Origin of the sequence: Ciceribacter sp. T2.26MG-112.2 (genome assembly GCF_900492205.1) — a bacterium.
Classification (GTDB): domain Bacteria; phylum Pseudomonadota; class Alphaproteobacteria; order Rhizobiales; family Rhizobiaceae; genus Allorhizobium; species Allorhizobium naphthalenivorans_A.
Genome location: NZ_UEYQ01000001.1, coordinates 563,731 through 580,182, shown reverse-complemented (window position 1 = coordinate 580,182; position 16,452 = coordinate 563,731). Strand labels below are relative to the sequence as shown.

General features: G+C 63.7%; 17 protein-coding genes. 4 read left to right on the top strand and 13 right to left on the bottom strand.

All coding sequences use genetic code 11. The features are described from left to right. Positions 1-69: 69 nt before the first annotated feature. Genes DYZ14_RS02770 through DYZ14_RS02730 form a run of 9 tightly spaced genes read right to left on the bottom strand, consistent with a single transcriptional unit; the run spans position 70 to position 9,311 of the window. Positions 70-648 (bottom strand): thioredoxin family protein, encoded by a 579-nt coding sequence (locus DYZ14_RS02770; protein WP_154719235.1) that lies wholly within the window; start codon positions 646-648, stop codon positions 70-72. 4 nt (positions 649-652) lie between these two features. Then, positions 653-1,348 (bottom strand): ribulose-phosphate 3-epimerase, encoded by a 696-nt coding sequence (gene rpe / locus DYZ14_RS02765; RefSeq protein ID WP_154719234.1) that lies wholly within the window; start codon positions 1,346-1,348, stop codon positions 653-655. After that, positions 1,345-2,289: a CbbX protein gene (gene cbbX, locus DYZ14_RS02760; RefSeq protein WP_154719233.1), complete on the bottom strand. Its 945-nt coding sequence runs from the start codon at positions 2,287-2,289 to the stop codon at positions 1,345-1,347. Before cbbX ends, rpe begins: the two co-directional genes overlap by 4 nt. A 15-nt stretch (positions 2,290-2,304) precedes the next feature. Continuing rightward, positions 2,305-2,697, bottom strand: a complete 393-nt coding sequence (locus DYZ14_RS02755) for a ribulose bisphosphate carboxylase small subunit (protein WP_154719232.1) — start codon at positions 2,695-2,697, stop codon at positions 2,305-2,307. A 27-nt stretch (positions 2,698-2,724) separates the two neighbouring features. Further along, positions 2,725-4,185 carry a form I ribulose bisphosphate carboxylase large subunit gene (locus DYZ14_RS02750; RefSeq protein ID WP_154719231.1) on the bottom strand — a complete coding sequence of 487 codons (1,461 nt, stop codon included), beginning with the start codon at positions 4,183-4,185 and terminating at the stop codon, positions 2,725-2,727. 31 nt (positions 4,186-4,216) lie between these two features. Further along, positions 4,217-5,296, bottom strand: coding sequence for a class II fructose-bisphosphate aldolase (fba, locus tag DYZ14_RS02745; protein ID WP_127807178.1), 1,080 nt, complete (start codon positions 5,294-5,296; stop codon positions 4,217-4,219). A 46-nt stretch (positions 5,297-5,342) separates the two neighbouring features. After that, positions 5,343-7,370, bottom strand: coding sequence for a transketolase (gene tkt / locus DYZ14_RS02740; RefSeq protein ID WP_154719230.1), 2,028 nt, complete (start codon positions 7,368-7,370; stop codon positions 5,343-5,345). A gap of 11 nt (positions 7,371-7,381) precedes the next feature. Beyond that, positions 7,382-8,251 carry a phosphoribulokinase gene (locus DYZ14_RS02735; RefSeq protein WP_115672005.1) on the bottom strand — a complete coding sequence of 290 codons (870 nt, stop codon included), beginning with the start codon at positions 8,249-8,251 and terminating at the stop codon, positions 7,382-7,384. A 10-nt stretch (positions 8,252-8,261) separates the two neighbouring features. Then, positions 8,262-9,311, bottom strand: a complete 1,050-nt coding sequence (locus tag DYZ14_RS02730) for a class 1 fructose-bisphosphatase (protein ID WP_154719229.1) — start codon at positions 9,309-9,311, stop codon at positions 8,262-8,264. Between the two features lie 102 nt (positions 9,312-9,413). Here DYZ14_RS02730 and DYZ14_RS02725 point away from each other — a divergent pair, with 102 nt between their 5' ends. Continuing rightward, positions 9,414-10,355, top strand: coding sequence for a LysR family transcriptional regulator (locus DYZ14_RS02725; protein ID WP_154719228.1), 942 nt, complete (start codon positions 9,414-9,416; stop codon positions 10,353-10,355). Between the two features lie 20 nt (positions 10,356-10,375). Here the strand turns inward: DYZ14_RS02725 and DYZ14_RS02720 are convergent, their stop codons facing one another. Beyond that, positions 10,376-11,599, bottom strand: coding sequence for a YeeE/YedE family protein (locus DYZ14_RS02720; protein ID WP_154719227.1), 1,224 nt, complete (start codon positions 11,597-11,599; stop codon positions 10,376-10,378). Positions 11,600-11,781: 182 nt separating this feature from the next. Next, on the bottom strand, positions 11,782-12,402 hold the full coding sequence (locus DYZ14_RS02715) for an exopolysaccharide biosynthesis protein (protein WP_195949791.1): 621 nt from the start codon (positions 12,400-12,402) through the stop codon (positions 11,782-11,784). A gap of 212 nt (positions 12,403-12,614) precedes the next feature. Between DYZ14_RS02715 and DYZ14_RS02710 the strand changes: the two genes are divergently transcribed. From DYZ14_RS02710 to DYZ14_RS24090, 3 genes are all read left to right on the top strand, one after another. Continuing rightward, positions 12,615-13,775 (top strand): iron-containing alcohol dehydrogenase, encoded by a 1,161-nt coding sequence (locus DYZ14_RS02710; RefSeq protein WP_154719225.1) that lies wholly within the window; start codon positions 12,615-12,617, stop codon positions 13,773-13,775. Positions 13,776-13,780: 5 nt separating this feature from the next. Further along, a complete protein-coding gene (locus DYZ14_RS02705) occupies positions 13,781-14,218 on the top strand; it encodes an acyl-CoA thioesterase (RefSeq protein WP_154719224.1) in 438 nt (145 codons plus the stop codon). 62 nt (positions 14,219-14,280) lie between these two features. Continuing rightward, entirely contained in the window at positions 14,281-14,454 is a 174-nt protein-coding gene (locus DYZ14_RS24090) for a hypothetical protein (RefSeq protein WP_195949789.1), read from the top strand. Between the two features lie 75 nt (positions 14,455-14,529). On the opposite strand, the gene DYZ14_RS02700 is transcribed toward DYZ14_RS24090, so the two are convergent. After that, positions 14,530-15,627: a DUF475 domain-containing protein gene (locus tag DYZ14_RS02700; RefSeq protein WP_154719223.1), complete on the bottom strand. Its 1,098-nt coding sequence runs from the start codon at positions 15,625-15,627 to the stop codon at positions 14,530-14,532. Between the two features lie 353 nt (positions 15,628-15,980). Next, positions 15,981-16,400 (bottom strand): OsmC family protein, encoded by a 420-nt coding sequence (locus DYZ14_RS02690; RefSeq protein WP_154719222.1) that lies wholly within the window; start codon positions 16,398-16,400, stop codon positions 15,981-15,983. Between the last annotated feature and the right edge of the window lie 52 nt (positions 16,401-16,452).

The window sequence follows — 16,452 nt, the reverse complement described above, 5'->3', positions numbered from 1 at the left end:
GGCGTTTGGTGTTGAAGGTCCTTGTCGCCCTTTCGATCGGGGAGGGTGATCGCCGGTTCCGCAGTTGCCTCAGCGCTTCTGCGCCAGCCAGGACGGATCCTGCTTCCATTTGATCGAACAGCCGATCGCCGAGTGCTGTTCTTCCGGCCCCTTGCCGGTCCTGGCGATCCCGACCATGGCTTCGAACAGGTCGCGCTTCAGATCGGCGGGGCCAATCTCCTTGCGCGAGGCATCCAGCCGTCCGCGATATTGCAATTCCATGCGCTTGTTGAAGCCGAAGAAGTCCGGCGTGCAGACCGCGCCATAGGCTCTGGCAACCCACTGGTCGGCGTCATGCAGATAGGGAAAGGGCAGGGCGTGGTCGGCGGCAAACCGCTTCATGTTGTCGAAACTGTCTTCCGGATAGGCGGTCGCATCGTTGGAGTTGATGGCGACGAAGCCGATCCCGTGCGCCTCCAGCTCTAGCGCATCGCGCACGATCCGACCGATCACCGCTTTCACATAGGGGCAGTGATTGCAGATGAAGGCGACGACGAGGCCGTTCGGTCCGGCCAAGTCGAGTATGGAGCGGGCGCGTCCCTCGGTGCCGGGAAGCCGGGCGTCGATGGCCTTCCAGCCGAAATGGCAAAGCGGCGCAGTGGATGCCATGGAGCTACCTTTCGTTCTGGACCAGGGGACGGGTCGCGTTGTCTGCAGCGTGGCGCAGGGCGGCGATATTGCCGGCATAGGCATCCGCTCCGCCCTTGAAGACCGCCGAGCCGGCGACGAGGATGTCGGCGCCGGCCCGGGCGACGAGCGGCGCGGTCTCGGGCGTCACGCCGCCGTCGATTTCGATCACGATCGGGCGATTGCCGATCATCGCCTTGATGCGTGCGACCTTGTCGACCACGGCCGGGATGAAGGCCTGGCCGCCGAAGCCGGGATTGACCGTCATCAGCAGGACGAGATCGAGGCGATCGAGGACGTATTCGATGACGTTTTCCGGTGTCGAAGGATTGAGCGAGACGCCCGCCTTGCAGCCGAGGTCGCGGATCGCCTGCAGCGAGCGGTCGAGATGGGTCGTGGCCTCGGCATGGACGGTGATGATGTCGCAGCCCGCATCGGCGAAGGCGGTGAGAAAGCCGTCGACGGGCTCGATCATCAGGTGGCAGTCGAACACCTTGTCGGTGCGATTGCGGATCGCCTTGATCACCGGCGGGCCGAAGGTGATGTTGGGCACGAAATGCCCGTCCATCACGTCGAGATGGATCCAGTCGGCACCGGCGCGGCAGACGGCTTCGACTTCCTCGCCCAGGCGCGAGAAGTCGGCGGACAGGACCGAGGGCGCAATGATGGTGTTCTGTTTCATGCCGTCTCCTGACGCTGCTCGGAGGGTGTGGGCGGTTTCATGGCGAAGACACGGCTGGCGGCAATGTCACGGCCGATGATCGTGGACAGCTGCTCGGCATTGACCGGGCCCTTGGCCTCCTCGAACAGGCGGTTGGCCTGGCGCAGACGCGCCCGGTCGAGCGCGTTGCGGATGGACCGCGCATTGGCGAAATGCGGCTGGCTGCGCCGGCGGGCGATGTAGTCGGTCATCACGTCCGTCGCCTCGGCGTCGAGGTGGTATCCCTGCCTCTCGAGCATGGTCTCGGCGATCGACAGCAGTTCCTCGTTTGCATAGTCGGGGAAGTCGATGTGATGAGCGATGCGCGAGCGGAAGCCCGGATTGCTTTCGAAGAAGCGATCCATGCGGTCGGAATAGCCGGCAAGGATCACCACGAGATCGTCGCGGTTGTTTTCCATCACCTGCAGCAGGATCTCGATTGCCTCCTGGCCGTAATCGCGCTCGTTGTCCGGCCGGTAGAGGTAGTAAGCCTCGTCGATGAACAGCACGCCGCCCATGGCCTTCTTGAGGATCTCCTTGGTCTTCGGCGCGGTGTGGCCGATATACTGGCCGACGAGGTCGTCGCGCGTCACCGAGACGAGGTGGCCCTTGCGGATATAACCGAGGCGATGAAGCAGGTTCGCCATGCGCAGCGCCACCGTCGTCTTGCCGGTGCCGGGATTGCCGGTGAAGCTCATGTGCAGCGACGGCGGTTCATGGGAAAGTCCCATGGCGCGGCGGGCGCGCTCGACCAGGAGCAGTGCGGCCGTCTCGCGGATCCGCCGCTTCACGGGTTTCAGGCCCACAAGGTCGCGGTCGAGTTCTTCGAGGATCTCGGCGACGCCCGAGGTCCGGTATTCCTCGGCGAGGTCGACCGAAGTCGGCAAGCTCTCCTGCGTCACGGTTGTCTCGGGCATTGCCATTGTCTCGTCCTTTCGTCAGTTCGTCGTGGTCGACCAGGAGTAATGCTGGGAGCGGCCCGGACCGTCGGTCCGCACCATCCGGAGATCCGGCTCCTTGTCCGGGCGGTTGACGATGAAGGACATCGTCACCGTCTCGAAACCGCGATGGGAATCGAAGGCATTGAGGCGGATGTAGTGCTGGGGATTGGCCTTGCGGCAATCGTCGAGCTCCATCATCACGCCCTTGGCGTCCTTCAGGTCGAACATCGGATTGCCCCACACTTCCCAGTAGGTGTTGCGGGGGTGGGGATCGTCGGTGTACTCGACGCCGATCGCCCAGCCCTTGCGCAGGCAGTATTCCACCTGCGCGGTGATCTGCTCGTCCGTCAGGTCCGGCAGGAACGAGAAGCAGCCTTGGGTGATACGCATTGTCGTTTCTCCTTTTCTCTCGCTCTGTCAGAGGACGCTTACGCTCGGAACGAAGTCCGACGTGTCGGTCGAGGTGTAGTTGAAGCTGATATTGCCCCAGGTATCGAGGGCGGCTTCGAGCGGCTTGCACCACTTCGCGGCGGCCCTCAGGATTTCCGGACCTTCATTGGCGATGTCGCGGCCCTCGTTGCGGGCGAGCACCATGGCTTCGAGAGCCACCCGGTTGGCGGCCGCACCGGCTTGGATGCCCATGGGATGGCCGATCGTGCCGCCGCCGAACTGCAGAACCACGTCGTCGCCGAACAGGTCCAGCAACTGGTGCATCTGGCCGGCATGGATGCCGCCCGAGGCGACCGGCATGACCTTCTTGATGTCGCCCCAGTCCTGCTCGAAGAAGAGGCCGCGTTGCAGGTCCACTTCGTTCTTCGTTTCGCGCAACACATTGTAGTAGCCCTGTACGGTCATCGGATCGCCTTCCAGCTTGCCGACGGCAGTGCCGGCATGCAGGTGGTCGACGCCGGCCAGACGCAGCCACTTGGCGATGACGCGGAACGAGATGCCGTGGTTCTTCTGGCGCGTGTAGGTGCCGTGCCCGGCGCGGTGCATGTGCAGGATCATGTCGTTCTGCCGGCACCATTCCGAGATCGACTGGATTGCCGTCCAGCCGACAATCAGGTCGACCATGACGATGACGGAACCCAGTTCCTTGGCGAATTCGGCGCGGCGGTACATTTCCTCCATCGTGCCGGCGGTGATGTTGAGGTAGTGGCCCTTGACCTCACCGGTGACGGCGGAGGCATGGTTGACGGCCTCCATGCAGTAGAGGAAACGGTCGCGCCAATGCATGAAGGGCTGCGAGTTGATGTTCTCGTCGTCCTTCATGAAGTCGAGCCCGCCCTTCAAGCCTTCGTAGACGACGCGGCCGTAGTTCTTGCCGGACAGGCCGAGCTTCGGCTTGGTGGTGGCGCCGAGCAGTGGTTTGCCGAACTTGTCGAGCCGTTCGCGCTCGACGACGATGCCGGTCGGCGGTCCCTTGAAGGTCTTCACATAGGCGACGGGGAAGCGCATGTCCTCAAGCCGTGCGGCCTTCAGCGGCTTGAACGAGAAGACATTACCGATGATCGAGGCCGTGAGGTTGGCGATCGAGCCTTCCTCGAACAGGATGAGGTCATAGGCGACGTAGCAGAAATACTGCCCCGGCGTTCCCGGCACCGGATCGACCCGGTAGGCCTTGGCGCGGTACTGGTCGCAGGCGGTAAGGCGGTCGGTCCAGACGACCGTCCAGGTGGCGGTCGAGCTCTCGCCGGCGACGGCGGCCGCCGCTTCGATCGGATCGACGCCTTCCTGCGGCGTGATGCGGAAGAGGGCGATCAGGTCGGTGTCCTTCGGCTCGTAGTGGCCGTCCCAATAGCCCATCTGGGCGTATTTCAGGACGCCCGCCCTGTAGCGTTCCTTGCCCTTGATCTCGGTTTTCGCATCGGCGTTCATGGCACTGTCCTTTCCTTGGTCGGATGGGAGTTCAGGCGGCTTCTGACCGCGCGTTTGAGGGTTTCAGGCTGCCGCTCGCATAGCGTTTGGCCATGTCGCTCATCGGGATGACCTTGATGCGCGACGCATTGCCCGCCGTGCCGAAGGCCTCGAAGCGGGCCTTGCAGACGGAGGCCATGGCATCCATGGCGGGCTTCAAGAACTTGCGCGGATCGAATTCGTCGCGGCGGGTGTCGGCGACGCGGCGGAATTCGGCGGCGGCGGCAAGACGCAGGTCGGTGTCGATATTGACCTTGCGCACCCCGAAGCGGATGCCGCGGACGATCTCCTCGACAGGGACGCCATAGGTCTCACGCATCTCGCCGCCATGGGCGTTGAAGATCTCCTGCCATTCCTCAGGGACCGAGGAGGAGCCGTGCATGACGATATGGGTGTCGGGCAAGCGCCGGTGGATCTTCTCGATCACGTCCATGGCCAGCACTTCGCCGGTCGGCTTGCGGGTGAACTTGTAGGCGCCGTGCGAGGTGCCGATCGCCACCGCCAGTGCGTCGACGCCGGTCTCGGCGACGAAACGGGCGGCTTCGTCCGGATCGGTCAGCAATTGCGAGCGGTCAAGCGCGCCTTCGAAGCCATGGCCGTCCTCGGCCTCGCCGTGGCCGGTCTCCAGCGAGCCCAGGCAACCGAGTTCGCCCTCGACGGAGACGCCGACCATATGGGCAAGCCGCGCGACTTCGGCGGTGATGCCGGCATTGTAGGCATAGTCGGCGGGCGTCTTGGCGTCCTCTTTCAGCGAGCCGTCCATCATCACCGAGGTGAAGCCGTGCTGGATGGCAGAGAGGCAGGTGGAGACCCGGTCGCCATGATCCTGGTGGATGCAGAGCGGAATGTCCGGATACATCAGTTCCAGCGCTTCCATCATCTTGGCGAGCATGATGTCATTGGCATAGGTGCGGGCGCCGCGCGAGGCCTGCAGGATGACCGGCGCATCGCAGGCCTTGGCCGCCTGCATGATGGCGAGGCCCTGTTCCATGTTGTTGATGTTGAAGGCGGGCACGCCGTAGCCGCGTTCGGCGGCATGGTCGAGCAATTGACGAAGCGTTATGCGGGCCATGGTCAGGCGTCCTCTCTCTGTGCGTTGGTAGGGGCGGGGCTTCTCGTCATCGGCCGCGATCGCCCTTGTTGTGGCCGGTCAGCCGTAGCGCTTCCGCGACGACATGCTCGGCGGTGATGCCGAAGTGCTTGTAGAGTTCGCCGGCCGGGGCCGAGGCGCCAAAACCCTGCATGCCGATGAAGCTGCCGCGCGGCCCCATCCAGCGGTCCCAACCGAGCCGGCCGGCGGCTTCGATCGCGATGCGCGGCGCGCTGCCGAGGACCTTGTTCTGGTAGGCCTCGTCCTGCGCCTCGAACTTTTCCCAGCTTGGCATCGAGACGACGGCCGCCTCGATGCTTTTTTCGGAGCGGAGCTTGTCGGCCGCGGCGACGGCGATCTCGACCTCCGAGCCGGTGGCGAGAATTGTCACGTCGCGGGGCCCTTTGGCTTCGCGCAGGACATAGGCGCCACGCGCGGAGAGGTTCTCGTCGCCGGGGACCGTGCGGAGCATCGGCAGGGCCTGGCGGGAGAGCGCCAGCACGCTCGGCGTCGCCTTTTCGGTGAGCGCGATTTCCCAGCATTCGGCCGTCTCGATGATATCGGCCGGGCGGAAGACATTGAGGTTCGGCGTGGCGCGCAGCATGGCGAGATGCTCGACCGGCTGGTGGGTCGGGCCGTCCTCGCCAAGGCCGATGGAATCATGGGTCAGCACATAGACGACCGGAAGGCCCATCAGTGCCGAGAGCCGCATCCCGCCGCGGGCATAGTCGGAGAACACCAGGAAGGTGCCGCCATAGGGGATGAAGCCACCATGCAGCGCGATGCCGTTCATCGCCGCCGCCATGCCGTGCTCGCGGATGCCATAGTGCAGGTAGCGGCCCTTGAAGTTGCCGGCGGCGATCGGGGCCGTCTGCGAGGTCATGGTGAGATTGGAACCGGTGAGATCCGCCGAACCGCCGATCGTCAGGTCTGTCGCGTCGTTGATCACTTCCAGCGCCATTTGCGAAGCCTGACGCGTTGCGACCTTGGTGGATTTCGCCTGGTGCTCCGCACGGAACTTCGCCAGCCGACGCCCGACCTCGGCGCCGAGATCGCGGCCGATGGTCTGCTCATAGCGCTTGCGCGAGCGGGATGTCTCCCTGCGAATTTCCCAGGCTGTCCGGACTGCCTTGCCCCGGATCGCCACGCCTTCCCAGGCCGACTTGATGTCGGACGGGATGAAGAAGGGCGGATGGGGCCAGCCGAGCTTTTCCCGCGTGGCGGCGATTTCCTTGTCGCCGAGGGCGGCGCCATGGGTCTTATGCGAGCCTTCCATGCTGGCGGCCCCCTTGCCGATCCGCGTGCGGCAGGCGATCAGCGATGGCTTGCGGCTCTTGCGGGCACGCTCGATCGCCTTGGCGACCGCTTCCGGATCATGGCCGTCGACGGCTTGCGCGTCCCAGCGGGCGGCGCGGAAGCGGGCGAGCTGGTCCATGGAGGTGGAAAGCTCGGTCGCGCCGTCGATGGAGATATGGTTGTCGTCCCACAGCACGACGAGCTTGCGCAGCTTCAGGTGTCCAGCCAGATCGATCGCCTCGTGGCTGATGCCCTCCTGCAGGCAGCCGTCACCGGCAACGACATAGGTGAAGTGATCTGAGAGCGACGAACCGAAGCGGGCAGCCATCATCTGTTCGGCGATCGCCATGCCGACGGCGGTGGCGATACCCTGGCCGAGCGGACCGGTGGTCGTCTCGATGCCGAGGGCATGGCCGTATTCCGGATGGCCGGCGGTCTTCGAGCCCATCTGCCGGAACGCGGCGAGCTCCGTCATCGGCATGTCGGCAAAGCCGATAAGGTGATGGATCGCGTAGAGCAGCATGGAGCCGTGGCCGGCGGACAACACGAAACGATCGCGGTCGGGCCAGTCGGGTTTGGACGGATCGATCCTGATGAAGCGGTTGAACAGCACGGTCACGGCATCCGCCATGCCCATCGGCATGCCGGGGTGCCCGGAATTGGCGTTTTGCACGGCATCCATGGCGAGGAAGCGGATGGCGTTCGCCATGGCCTGCTCGGATGCCGCGGCAGTGGTCTCGATCTTCTGCGAAATGTTCATGACTGTCCTCCTCACGACATGCGGTGCTTGCGTTCGAGCAGCTTGTGGATGAGCGGGGTGAAGATCAGCTGCATGGCGAGGTCGAGCTTGTCGCCGGGCACGACGATCGAATTGGCGCGCGACATGAAGCTGTTCTGCAGCATCGACAGCAGATAGGGGAAATCGATGCCGCGCGGATTGGTGAAGCGGATCACCAGGATCGATTCCGCCGGCGTCGGGATCCAGCGGGCGATGAACGGGTTCGAGGTGTCGACGATGGGCACGCGCTGGAAGTTGATGTCCGTCTGCGAGAATTGCGGGCAAATGTAGTGAACATAGTCCGGCATGCGGCGAAGAATGGTGTCGGTGACGGCTTCGGTCGAATAGCCGCGGGTCGCCTTGTCGCGATGGATCTTCTGGATCCATTCGAGATTGATGACGGGCACGACGCCGATCTTCAGGTCGCAATGCTGGGCGAGATTGAGGTCCTCGGTCACCGCGCAGCCGTGAAGCCCCTCGTAGAACAAGAGATCGCTGCCCTTGAACTCCTCCCATTCGGTGAAGGTGCCGGGGGCTGCTCCGTATTTCGCGGCTTCCGCATCGTCGTGGATATAGTGGCGGGTACGGCCGACGCCGCGGCGGCCATATTCCGAAAATACGTTCTCCAGGATTGCCAGTTCGTTGGCGTCGGCGGCGAAATGGGTGAAGTCGTTGCCCTTGGCCTTTTCCTCGGCGACCTTCTTCTTCATCGCCTCGCGGTCGTAGCGATGGAAGGCATCGCCCTCGATGAACGAGGCGGAGATGTTCTCGCGCTTGAAGATCTTCTCGAAGGTGTCCTTGACGGTGGTGGTGCCGGCGCCGGACGAGCCGGTGATCGAAATGATCGGGTATTTTGCTGACATTGGTTTCTCCTCAGGCGCGGAACAGGCCGCGCTTGCCGAACAGCGGCGCGCGTTCACCGATCATGGTGGGGTCGACATGGTAGCGGGCGACGCGCGCCACCTCGCGGCGAGAGCCGAAGACCAGGGGCACGCGCTGGTGCAGGCCTTCAGGTTCGATCTCTAGGATACGGGTGACGGCATTGGTCGCCGCACCGCCGGCATTCTCGACAAGGAAGGCGATCGGATTGGCTTCGTAGACCAGCCGCAGGCGCCCTTGCGAATAGCCTCTTCGGCTGTCGGCCGGATAAAGGAAGATGCCGCCCCGCACGAGGATGCGGTAGGCATCGGCGACCAGGGAGGCGATCCAGCGCATGTTGAAGTCGCGCTCGCGCGGGCCGTCTGCGCCGGCCAGGCAGTCGTCCACATAGAGGCGGATCGCCTCTTCCCAGTGACGGTAGTTCGAAGCGTTGATGGCGAATTCGTGAGCGCGATCGGCGATGCTGACGGACTTGTAGCCTTGTACGAAACAGCCGAGGCGGCTCGAGAAGATGAAGATCTCGGTGCCCTTGCCGAGCGACAACACCAGCGCCGTCTGGGGCCCGTAGATGAAGAAGCCAGCCGCCAGCTGGCGGGTGCCCGGCTGCAGGAATGTCGGCATCGGGTCGTGCTCGGCGTTCGTGAGGGCCGGAAGGATCGAGAAGACCGTGCCGACCGAGACATTGGTGTCGATGTTCGACGAGCCGTCGAGCGGATCGATGGCAACGGCAAGCCTTGCCTCGGGATTGAGCGAGACGGGATGCTCCAGCTCTTCCGATGCGTAGAAGGCGACCGGCGCGCCCTGCAGCGAGGAGAGGAAAAGGTCGTCGCAGATGACGTCCATTTCCTTCTGCATGTCGCCGTCGCTGTTCGAGGCACCACGCAGGCCGTGGAGGTGCGCGCTGAGTGCGCCCTGGCCGACAAGCTTGCGAACATCCAGGGCCGCGGTTGCCAGCCGCTGTATGACGGACGCTACGTCGCGTGCCGTTTCATCGCGCGTGGCGATGCATGAAACGAGATATGCCTCGAGTGTTGCGCCTGACATGATGTCTCCTCCCATCAAGTGTCAGGAGAAGAATGGCGGATTGCCAGAGTTTGTAAATTTTATTATATTGACTAACTCGGTTAGAAATATTTACTTACTAATATGCGCAATGTGACCCTCCGCCAGCTGCGAACGATCGAAGCCGTCAGTCGGCTGGGCAAGATCAATCTCGCCGCCGGCGAGCTGGGTTTGACCGGGCCCGCGCTGACCCTGCAGATCCAGCAATTGGAACGCGACACGGGCGTATCGCTCTTCGATCGGACCCGCGAGGGGATGGTGCCGACGACCTTCGGTCTTGCCTTTCTCGAGGCGGCGCATGCGATCGAGGAGAACCTGTCGGCTCTTGCCGACTCGATCGATGCGATGAAGGGTTTGCGAAGCGGGCGCCTGAGGCTCGGTGTGGTGTCGACGGGCAAGTATTTCGCGCCGCAACTGATCGCCGCCTTTCGCAAGCAGGTGCCGGGGATCGAGATCAATCTCTTCATCGGCAACCGTGCGGAGATCATCCAGAAGCTTCGCGATCACGAGGTCGATATCGCCCTGATGGGCCGTCCGCCGCGCGATTTCGACGTTCGCTCCCAGATGTTCGGCGACCATCCGCTGGTGTTCATCGCGCCGGCCGGGCATCCGCTGGCGGGTGTGCTCGACATTTCTCGCGAGCGGATCGCCCAGGAGCAGTTCCTGGTGCGGGAAAGCGGATCGGGCACGCGCATCTCGCTGGAGATCTTCCTCAGCGAAGTGCCGCGGCGGCTGGAAGAGCTGGGAACGGAGATGGGTTCGAACGAGACGATCAAACAGGCGGTGATTGCCGGGCTCGGCCTTGCCTTCATTTCGGCGCATACCATCGAGCAGGAAGTCAAGCTCGGCCGTCTCATCATTCTCGATGTGGTGGACACGCCGATCCGGCGGCAGTGGTTCAGCGTGTCGCGCACGGACCGCGCGACCAATCCGGCCATGCAGGCCTTCGAGCGTTTTCTGCTGGCGGAAGGGGCTCGCCACCTGCCGGTGGTGACGAAGCCCTATCCCGCCAACGCTTTCGGGTGAGCGTTCTCGCTGCCGGCTGATCAGCCGTCGGCGCGCGACAGGACCTTCTTCTCGAAGAAGAAATAGGGGCGGAGCTTCACGCCGACCATGTTGCCGGCAAAGGCGAACACGGCCCAGAGCCAGCCGTGCAGGCTGCCCGAAGCGATGCCGGAGAAATAGGCGCCGATGTTGCAGCCATAGGCGATGCGCGCACCATAGCCGAGCAGCAGGCCGCCAATCACGGCGGCAAGCACCGAGCGCAGCGGAATATCAAGGCTGGGCGCGAACTTGCCGGCCAGTGCCGCAGCCAGCATGGCACCGGCGATGATACCGAAGTCCATAACCGAGGTGATGTCGGCAAGTACGCTTTCACTCAGCGCCTTGGCATTGGCGGGTGCCTGCCAATAGGCCCAGGCCGAGGGGTCGATGCCGATCAGTTGCGCGCCCTTGGCACCCCAAAGGGCAAAGGCCGAGGTGATGCCCCAGGGACGGCCGGCCAGCGCCAGGGTCGCGAAGTTGAGAAGGACCAGGGCGATCGCACCGGCGACCAGCGGCCAGGGACCACGCAGCAGGCGGGAGAGGCCCTGGCGCTGCGAGGCCGGTTCTGCTTCCAGCGCGCCATGGCGGCGCTTCTCGACCAGAATGGTGACAGCGGCGATCGCCGCAAAGAGCACCAGCGAAACGAGAATACCGCCGGCGGCACCGAAGTTCTCGACCAGGGAAACCGGCGGCAGGGACGGAAGGCCGGTCCACCAATCGAAATGGATCGTGGCAAGCACCGAGCCGATGATGAAGAACAAAAGCGTCACCAGCATGCGGGCATTGCCGCCGCCGGCGGTGAACAGCGTGCCGGAAGCGCAGCCGCCGCCGAGCTGCATGCCGATGCCGAACATGAAGGCGCCCGCCAGGACGGAGGTGCCGAGCGGAGAGACGAAGCCCTTGACCGGATTGCCGAACAGCGTGCCGCTGGCCAGGAAGGGGAAGAATAGGATGACGGCCAGCGCCAGCAGGATCATCTGCACGCGCAGGCCGCGACCGCGACCGTCCATGATGAAGACGCGCCAGGCGGAGGTGAAGCCGAAGGCTGCATGATAGAGGGCGATGCCGAGGCCGCCGCCGACGAGGAACAGCGCGCCCTGTTTCACGCCATAGGCGTAACCGAGCAAGAGGGTGCCCAGAACGAGGAGGGCGAGAGCGCCGAGGCCGGGGGTACCGAGCAGCGGCTGCCGTTCGGGCGCGCTCAGCGGAGATGCGACTGTGGACATGGGGAGGCTCCTGATGTTGAGGTCGCGATCCTATGTCCTGTCGCCCGCTTTCACGAGAAACGCTGTTCTTCGCCGGCGCCGGATCGGCACGCAGTTTTGCGCGTTGGCCAAAGTCAGTGGATAATTGTACCGGGCTGCCGGCAAGTCCGGTCGGCAGAGGCGTTCCGGCTTGTTTTCTTCCCTTAGCCCGCAGCCCAGCCAAAGGCCGCGGCGGTGCCGTAGATCAGGCCTCCGGTGGTGCTGAGCGCCACGGCGGCCAGCACGATGCCGAAGAGGGTGGCCAGTCCATCCCGTTCCATCAATCCCATGGCGATCACCACCAGTGCTGCCACGGGGAGAACATTGCCGAACGGAATGGGCAGCGCCACGGCCACGGCCAGCAGGAAGACGGGGATGCCGAGCAAGGTCTCGGCGGTTCGGCCGGTCAGCGGTCTCATGCGATCGCGCCTGAGGATGGTCTCGACCCGTTTGACGAGGGGCGCGGTGTGGCGCACCACCAGTTCGACCGTGCCCGCCGAAAGCCGTCTGCGGGCCAAAATGTTCGGCAGCCAGATGGATCGGTTCCCGGCCATGATCTGCAGCGAGACGAAGGCGAGGCAGGTGCCGAAAAACATGCCGAAAGGGCCGGGGATCGGTGTCAAAGCCGGCAAGGATAAAATGAGGATGGCGAATGCAATGCTGGTCCGGCCCATCGCCGCCAGGAGTTCGCCGAGCGTGATCGTTCCCGCTAAACTCGCCGCTTCCGCGAGGGCTGCGAGTTGCGTAGAAGCGGTGCCTGCCTGTTCAGTGGGGGCGGGGTCCATCGATCTTTGATCCTCGGCCTTCGGTCGGCGGGTTGATTGCCCCATCGCCAATCCGCTGTGGCGTTCATGCCTGCATGTAGGTGCGCCGAAGGCTGGGACAAGATGAGGGCGTTTCGATGGCCGCTCCCCTTATCAATGCGCGCGCCATGGTTCCCAATGGGGGCGACACGCTTTAGCATGCGGGTCATGGACAGGACGGGACAGGAGGAAGAATGCAAGCGTTTCAGTTCAACACCACGCCGCAGGTGATTTTTCGGCCCGGAGCCACCAACGAGATCGGCGCCCTGGCACGCCTGAAATGTGGTGCCAGGCCCCTGCTTGTCACCGATCCCGGCTTGCGCCGGATCGGTCTCTGCGATCCCGCGCTTCATTCGCTTGCCGAAGCCGGGCTCGGGGTGACGGTGTTCGACGCGGTCGAAGCGGACCCCTCCCTTGCGACGGTGATGGCTGCGGTGGAGGCCGGACGTGCGGCCGAGGTGACGGGTGTCATTGGTTTTGGAGGCGGCTCCTCGCTCGACGTCGCCAAGGTCGTGGCATTGCTGCTCGGCTCCGGCGAAGAAATCGACGCTGCCTGGGGCGTCGGCAATGCGAAGGGGCCGCGCCTGCCGCTCATACTCGTGCCGACGACAGCCGGCACCGGTTCCGAGGTGACCCCGGTATCGATCATCACGGTCGGCGGGGAGGAAAAGCGGGGTGTGTCGTCGCCGATCCTGCTGCCGGACGTCGCCCTGCTCGACCCCGACCTGACGCTTGGCCTGCCTGCGCCGATCACGGCGGCGACCGGCATCGACGCCATGGTGCATGCCATCGAGGCCTATGCCTCGCGCAATGCCAACAACAATCCCTTGTCAAAAATGCTCGCCCGCCAGGCCCTGCAACTCCTGGGGGCGAATATCGAGACGGCGGTTTTCGACGGGGCCAACCGGGAAGCGCGCGGCGCCATGCTGCTCGGCTCGATGCTGGCGGGACAGGCCTTTGCCAACTCTCCGGTCGCCGCGGTCCATGCGCTCGCCTATCCGATCGGCGGGATCTTCCATATCCCTCACGGATTGTCCAATGCCTTGGTCCTGCCGCATGTCCTGCGGTTCAACGCGCCACAGGCAGCGGGTTTCTATGCCGAAATCGCTGCCGACGTGTTCCCCGATCTGGCAATGGAGCAGGGGACACAGGGGCGATGTGCGGCCTTTATCGAGCGCCTTGCCGACCTGTCGCAAAGGCTCGGGCTCAAGACAAGGCTGCGCGATGTCGGCATCGGCGAGGCCGATCTGCCGCGCATGGCCAGCGAGGCGATGAAGCAGGGCCGTCTCCTGGTCAACAATCCCCGAGATGTCAGTGAAGCCGATGCGCTGGCGATCTATCGGGCGGCGTGGTGAGCGGCATGGAGAGACGCGGCCCGGCGGATCGCTCCGCCTACAAGCTGTTCCGCACGCTGACGACGCGCTGGGCCGACAATGACATTTACGGCCATATGAACAATGTCGTTCATTACAGCCTGTTCGATACGGCGGTGAACGGTTTGCTAATCGAGAAGGGCGTGCTCGACATCCATGGCGGCGAGCGGATCTTTCTCGTCGTCGAGACGGGGTGCCGCTATTTCGCGGAAATCGCCTTTCCGGACGTCGTCGATGCGGGAATCCGGGTGGCCCGGCTCGGCGGCTCGTCTGTTCGCTATGAGGTGGGCCTCTTTCGCCACGGGGAAGAGGCCGCCGCTGCCGAGGGTTTCTTCATCCATGTGCAGGTCGATCGCGCGACACGTCGGCCGGTGCCGCTGGGTGAGGAGACCCGTCGCGTTCTGGTGCCGCTGTCGATTGGTTGATGACCGTTGGAACCCGAGGACGGGTGGCGCGGTTCTTCAGGCATGGAAACGAGGAGACAGCCATGAGCCGCGATAAAAAGATCGACCAGGCCGAGTTGGAGCGCGAACGCCGCCAGGAAGATATGCCGGCGGCCGGGCCGCACGGCCGCAAGGAACTGACCGACCCGATGAAGACGCCGGGTACGGGATCACTGCCTGAACCGGGTGCGTCGAAGACCGACGTTGGCCCTGATTGATCGACAAATGCCCCTTGAAATGACGAAAGGCCGGCGGATATCCGCCGGCCTTTCTGTATTGTCCTTGGTCGAGTCCTAGATGTTTTCGGCGATTGTCTCGCGTTCGCGCTGCAGTTCTTCAGCGCGTTCCTTGCGATTGTAGCGGATCGAGGACCACAGCGAGACGCCGATAAGGCCGGCGCCGCCGAGGCCGGTGATGACCTCCGGGATGTGCACCAGCGTCTGGCAGTACATGATGACCGATAGGATCAGGATCGCGTAGAAGGCGCCGTGCTCGAGGTAGCGGTATTCGGCCAGGGTACCCTTCTCGACCAGCATGATCGTCATCGAGCGCACATACATGGCGCCGATGCCGAGGCCGATGGCGATGACGAACAGATTCTGGCTGAGCGCGAAGGCGCCGATGACGCCGTCGAAGGAGAAGCTGGCATCGAGCACTTCGAGATAGATGAAGGCGCCCAGACCGCCCTTGGCTGCTTCCGACATCGTCTTCTGCGACTGGTCGAGAAGGCCGCCGAGCACTTCTACGGCGAGGAAGGTCAACAGGCCGTAGATTGCGGAATAGACGAAGGTGACGGCTTCCTCACCCTCGAGCAGTTTCGAGAACAGCAGGATCAGCAGCAGGACAAAGGCGATTTCGATGCCCTTGATCGTCGCCGAACGCGCCATGTGCTTCTCGATCATCTCGATCCAGTGCACGTCCTTCTCATGGTCGAAGAAATAGGTAAGGCCGACCATCATCAGGAAGGTGCCGCCGAAAGCCGCGATCGGCAGGTGGGCATCGTTCATGATGCGGGCATATTCGGCCGGTTCCCGCGCCGCCAGGATGAAGGCGTCGACCGGACCGATTCCGGCGGCGATGACCACGATCAGCAGCGGGAAGACGATACGCATGCCGAACACGGCAATGATAATGCCCCAGGTCAGGAAGCGATGCTGCCAGACCGGCGTCATGTCCTTAAGTTTGTTGGCATTGACGATGGCGTTGTCGAACGACAGCGAGATTTCGAGCACTGCGAGCACGGCGCAGATGAAGAAGACCGTGGCCATGCCGCCGATCGTGCCGGTCGTCTGCCAGCCAAGCCAGGCGCCGAGCACAAGGCCGGCGACCGTGACGATGAAGGCCCACTTGAAGTAGCCGAGCGTGTTGTTTCCGGATACGGGCTGGCTCATCGACGTGTCTCCCGGTTGATTTGAATTGTCGAAGGGGACAGGCGAAGTGGTCTGCCGCGCGTCGCCCAGCACGCGCGGAAAATTGGCATGTTCGAAGATATCATTTTCTTGAATCCGCCGGCTCATATTGCTGGCGGTACCGACATCACGAGAGCGCCGTAAACTCTCGCCAGAGGGGCCCGGCACCAAAGTTTATCCGTGGAGACCAATGGTCAGGTGTCACAGAACCCGGACGTTTTCACCGAAGTCGGACCTTGCGTCAAGACCTCGGCGCATTTGCACCGCGCGGCAACTGATATAGGACGGTTTTGTCGCCCGTCCATCGGAATACGTGCCGCATCCTGTGCCAGGGCTTATTCCGCCAGGCGCAGGTCAAGGCTTGGGTTCCCGGAGAGCGTGTTGCTGACCGTGCAGATTTCCTCGGCGTCATGAACGATCGCCATCCTCGTTTGGGCATCGATGTCGCCGTCGATGGTGAAGAGGATATCGAAACGGGCGATGCGGGACGGGCCTTCGTCCGCCTTTTGGCCGCTCGCCTCGACGCGGATTTCCCGGATTCTTTCATGAACGCCCATGCGATGGGCAGCGATGCGCGCGCTCATCGCCATGCAGGAGGCCAGCGAAGCATAGAGCAGATCCAGCGGATTGAAGCCCGGCTGCGAGGGGCCGGTGACGATGTCGAGTGTTCCGCCGGTGGTCGTGGCGATATGGGGGAAGCCTGTTCGTCCGAGGCTTGCGGTGGCTCCCGTCGCCCGGACCTTTGATTGCTGCATCTGCCTTCCCTCGTGCTTACGGTCAACTCTGCATAGCGGTGAGGCGCCTGGC